Genomic DNA, 1,543 nt, shown 5'->3' on the forward strand with positions numbered 1-1,543 from the left:
CTGCGACCCGGTGATGGGCAACGCGGTGTCCGGCTGCTTCGTCGACCCGGCGATCCCGCCGATCATCCGCGAGAAGGTGGTGCCGGTCGCCGACGTCATCACGCCCAACCAGTTCGAGCTCGGCTTCCTCACCGGCACCGAGCCGTCGACGCTGGAGGAGATCCTGGCCTCGGCCGACCTGGCCCGCGCGCTGGGCCCGTCGACGATCCTCGTCACCTCGGTCGAGCAGCCCGACCGTCCTGCGGACACCATCGAGATGCTCGCCGTCACCGGCGTCGGCGCCTGGATCGTCCAGACCCCGCGGCTGCCGATGAAGGCCAACGGCTCCGGCGACCTCACCGCCGCCCTCTTCACCGCTCACCTGCACACCACCGGGTCCCCCGCCGAGGCGCTGGGCCGCACCGCCTCCTCGGTCTTCGCGGTGCTCACCGCGACTCTGGAGTCCGGCGAGCGCGAACTGCGCCTGGTCGCCGCCCAGGACGCCATCGCTGACCCGGCGTGCGAGTTCGCGGTCCGCCGCGTGCGGTGACCGCTCAGTAGGACTGACCGTTGGCATAGCGCTGCCGACGGGCGTGGCGCCCGTTGCCCTTGTTGCGGTTCTGGTAGGTCGGCAGCTGCGAGTCGCAGTTGGGGCACACCAGCCGCAGGTTGTCGCGGGTGTTGTTGGTCGAGTCCCCGTCCAGGTGGTCGAGGACGAGCACGAGAGGTCGTCCGTTCCACATTTCCTGCGTGCCACACAGCGCGCACGCACCGCTCTGCTCCTGCTTGATGTGGGTGCGGATGTAGTGGCTTCGCCGGGAGTCTGGCCTGCCGACGCCCGTCGCCAGCCAGAGGCTCACCAGCTCCCGCTGGCGGCTCTCGCCCTGGCATGCGTTGCTGCCGTAGGCGCGCCCCAGACGACCAACAAATTCGACATCACACCCACGGCAGCGGAAGGAAGGCATGGCCTCACGCTAGGCACGGCCACCGACAGAGCCGCGTGTCAGGGTTGAACTGACGACCTTCCGCTTACAAGGCGGGTGCTCTACCACTGAGCTAACGCGGCGCGGCCGCCCGTCGGACGACGCGGCCACATCGTAGACAACCAGACGTCAGCGGGACATCCCGGGCTTGCGATCGTGGCCGAACCCTGAGCCGGGCTGGACATGTGTTTGAAGTTAAATTGAGGTTGAAGGACAGTACGTACATGGTCCTCACTATCGGCGACCTCGCCGCACGCTCCGGCGTGGCCCCCTCTGCCTTGCGGTTCTACGAGGAGCGCGGCCTCATCGCCTCCACGCGCAACTCCGGCAACCAGCGCCGCTACCACCAGGCGGTGCTGCGTCGCGTCGCCTTCATCCGCACCGCCCAGCGGGTCGGGCTCAGCCTCGAGGACATCGGCGCCGCACTGGCCACGCTGCCCGACAACCGCACGCCCACGAAGGCGGACTGGACCCGGCTCTCGCGCGCCTGGCGCGGCCGTCTCGACGAGCAGATCGAGCGCATCGAGCGGCTCCGGGACCGGCTGGACGGCTGCATCGGGTGCGGCTGCCTCAGTCTGCGC

At 69.4% G+C, this 1,543-nt stretch carries 3 protein-coding genes and 1 tRNA gene; 2 read left to right on the forward strand and 2 right to left on the reverse strand.

Translation table 11 applies throughout. From position 1 onward, the window contains the following. The coding region (gene pdxY / locus RMO85_RS05985; RefSeq protein ID WP_310527412.1) for a pyridoxal kinase at positions 1 to 529 on the forward strand (529 nt) is incomplete at its 5' end. Positions 530 to 533: 4 nt separating this feature from the next. Here pdxY and RMO85_RS05990 read toward each other — a convergent pair. Continuing rightward, positions 534 to 839 (reverse strand): HNH endonuclease, encoded by a 306-nt coding sequence (locus RMO85_RS05990; protein WP_310527419.1) that lies wholly within the window; start codon positions 837 to 839, stop codon positions 534 to 536. Positions 840 to 973: 134 nt separating this feature from the next. After that, positions 974 to 1,045: transfer RNA gene (locus RMO85_RS05995), tRNA-Thr, on the reverse strand. 141 nt (positions 1,046 to 1,186) lie between these two features. Between RMO85_RS05995 and soxR the strand changes: the two genes are divergently transcribed. Further along, on the forward strand, positions 1,187 to 1,543 hold a 357-nt coding region (soxR, locus tag RMO85_RS06000; protein ID WP_310527421.1), incomplete at its 3' end, for a redox-sensitive transcriptional activator SoxR.

It is taken from the genome of Nocardioides sp. (assembly GCF_031422975.1).
In the GTDB taxonomy this organism is placed as follows: domain Bacteria; phylum Actinomycetota; class Actinomycetes; order Propionibacteriales; family Nocardioidaceae; genus Nocardioides.